Annotated in this window: 3 protein-coding genes, 1 tRNA gene and 1 pseudogene; 2 read left to right on the top strand and 3 right to left on the bottom strand. The window is 60.5% G+C overall.

Annotated elements, in window-relative coordinates; genetic code table 11:
- Both ENZ75_RS28120 and ENZ75_RS28115 read left to right on the top strand, forming a co-directional pair.
- Positions 1-329: D-Ala-D-Ala carboxypeptidase family metallohydrolase (locus ENZ75_RS28120; protein WP_128278481.1), on the top strand; the 329-nt coding region annotated here is incomplete at its 5' end.
- Positions 330-630: 301 nt separating this feature from the next.
- Positions 631-705 (top strand) — tRNA-Glu (locus ENZ75_RS28115).
- 810 nt (positions 706-1,515) lie between these two features.
- Here the strand turns inward: ENZ75_RS28115 and ENZ75_RS28105 are convergent.
- The 3 genes and pseudogenes from ENZ75_RS28105 to ENZ75_RS34760 all read right to left on the bottom strand — a co-directional run.
- Positions 1,516-1,923, bottom strand: coding sequence for a TadE/TadG family type IV pilus assembly protein (locus tag ENZ75_RS28105; protein WP_013531997.1), 408 nt, complete (start codon positions 1,921-1,923; stop codon positions 1,516-1,518).
- Positions 1,913-2,338, bottom strand: coding sequence for a TadE/TadG family type IV pilus assembly protein (locus ENZ75_RS28100; protein WP_032808908.1), 426 nt, complete (start codon positions 2,336-2,338; stop codon positions 1,913-1,915). Before ENZ75_RS28100 ends, ENZ75_RS28105 begins: the two co-directional genes overlap by 11 nt.
- Before the next feature lie 19 nt (positions 2,339-2,357).
- Positions 2,358-2,580: pseudogene (locus ENZ75_RS34760) on the bottom strand (hypothetical protein); the annotation flags it as partial.

Genomic DNA, 2,580 nt, shown 5'->3' with positions numbered 1-2,580 from the left:
ATGTGGCCTGCCTGAAGCCGTCGCTGGTGCGCGTGCTGAAGACGATCGAAGGCCACTACGGCCGCAAGATGACGGTGACGTCAGGCTATCGCGACCCGGCCCGCAACCGGCGCGCCAACGGCGCCAAGAATTCGCTGCACATGTATTGCGCCGCCGCCGACATCCAGGTTCCCGGCGTTTCGAAATGGGAACTGGCGAGCTACATCAGAAGCATGCCCGGTCGCGGCGGTGTCGGCACATACTGCCACACAGAATCGGTTCACGTCGACGTCGGTCCCGAGCGCGACTGGAACTGGCGCTGCCGCCGGCGCAGCGGCGGTGACGGCTAGCAGCGCTATTTGACGGCCTACGCCTGTCAGCCGCCAAGGCCGTTCCGGCAATATCGTTCCAGCCTCCTGAACATTCGAGATAGGCTGAAGCGTCCCCAACTTCGTCATCCTCGGGTCTTCGCGACGGAGCGCTCCTTGCTCCGCCCGTGGATGACGAAACGATGGGTGTCGCCGCTAATCGTCAAGCCTGCCAGCCCTCGGCAAACCGTTGATTTGGCAGGCCTGGAAAAAAGTTGTCCAAGGTGGCACCTGACGGGTTGCCGGTTGCGCACAACGCCAGTATAAGCCGCTTCGTCTGAGCGCGCCCATCGTCTAGCGGTTAGGACACCGCCCTTTCACGGCGGTAACAGGGGTTCGATTCCCCTTGGGCGTACCAGAAAAATTTGCGTTTGGCGCAAACCTCCCTCCCAATGTCGGCAATTTCGCTTGGCTCTCTGCTGCTCTCTTCAACTGACGCGCAGTCTTCCGCGATCACACCATAGGCCAACGCGGCCACACGGGTCATAATCCTGCTACAAAGTGGTCGATTCCTAAGGGATGTAGCCGCTCCAAGAGCCCGCCGCAGGTCGCCCCCGTGGCGGGCTTTTTATTGCACGGTCGAGTTGGGCTTTCACGGCATTGCGACAACGGGGCGAAGCCCCGAGTGGCAAGTCCGTATTTATTTGCCTAGTTTGCGTGCGGGAGCCTACATGAGAACGGGTCGCGCGCCGCTCAAGACGACCCTCTTCAGCGCTTCAACCGGCATCCGACAGTGCAAAGTCAAAAGCCTGTTATGATCCACGGATTGGAGTCGTATCCGAGACGCGGCTCTGCCTTTGCCCCGCTATCTTCCGATTTGGCGGTTCCGGTGAAACCGCAGTCCAGATTTGCAACGGGCTTCTTGGTCGACGGTTTCGTGGAACACAAGGCGGCAGCGTCACTGACCGCCGCCTTCTTTTCCTTGGCAACAGCGACACCGGTCGCAGCGAAAACAACAGCCGCGCACAATACAGCCACTCTCATTGGAACCCCCACATTGCACCCGACAGATGGTCGAACATGACGTAACGTAATCTTAATATTAGCACTAACGAATATATTAGCTAGCCCCGTGCCATAAAAAGCAGGCCGAGTGCCAAGCTTGCGCCACGACCGCCAAACCGGTGCATTGGCAGAGCCCCGGCGCGCGAGGCTATCAGGCCACAGCCTAGCCGCTGCCAAGCAGCGGCACGGTAACGGTTGTCGCGTAGTTGATCGGGAAGGAACTGAAGTAGGGGAAGTCGATGACGAAGGCATAGGCGGCGGTCAGATGCGCCATGCGGAAGCCGCCGCTCACCGGGTCGATGGCGATCGTGACGTTCACGTCCTTGAACCCCAAGGCCTGCAATTTCTGCGTGGCGATCGATTGAATGTCGGCCTGGGTCAGCGTGTTCTTAAGCTGCAGCGAGCGCGCTGACGTCTCCAGCGTATAGCGAACACTGGAGACCGAGTGCATCGACCAGCCAAAGGCGAATATTCCGAACAGCAGCATGACAAGGAAGGGGGCGATCAGCGCGAACTCCAGCCCGGCCCCGCCCGATCGATCCCGCCGCAACGCGCTTACCCTAGCGGACACGGATCACCTCCTGGTGACCGATGACGGTGGGAGCGGCAAAGGCGCCGAAGGCAATTGGCGGCACCCAGGTGCCCGATGCCTGTATCTGGACATAGATCGACGGCACCTTGGGCCCACTGCACATGGTGGAAGCGTCGACCACGGTCGTCCCGCACATACGGATGTGGCTTAGCGTGACCTGGCCGTCTTCCGGCCGATTTTCCCAGCTCGCAATGGCAAGGGCCTGGGTCGCCGCATCATCGGTCGATCCGCTCATGACCAGGTTCGCGGCCGTCTTCACACCGGCGCGCATCGACAGTGAACTCGTTATGTAGGACCAGCCGTCCAGAATACCAAGCAGCACCAGGCACAGAATGGGCAGCACCATCGCGAACTCGACCGCCGCAACGCCCGAATCATCGCCGAGGATCGGCATCGACCGGCGCCCCACGGAGCTACTCGGACAGTGCCACGGACCGCGCGGCTGGAATGTTGGGCACTCCGAGGCTCGAGCAATCCTGATTGATGGTTGAATTACCGGACCATTGAATCGTATTTGCGACGACCCTGGTGCAGCCGCCATTGCCCGAGAAGTTGCCAAGATAGCTCACTTGCTGCTTGGGGAAATAGATGGCCCCGGTCAAAAGCGAGTCCGCTGTGCCGTTGAATGTGCTGGAT

Origin of the sequence: Mesorhizobium sp. M7A.F.Ca.CA.002.04.1.1 (assembly GCF_004022805.1) — a bacterium.
GTDB lineage: Bacteria > Pseudomonadota > Alphaproteobacteria > Rhizobiales > Rhizobiaceae > Mesorhizobium > Mesorhizobium ciceri.
Note: the sequence above shows the minus strand (reverse complement) of the source record. Positions and strands in the feature narration are given on the sequence as shown.

Coding starts and splice junctions, on each gene's coding strand:
- ENZ75_RS28100 (WP_032808908.1), bottom strand. CDS start 2,338: ATGCCGATCCTCGGCGATGATTCGGGCGTTGCGGCGGTCGAGTTCGCG.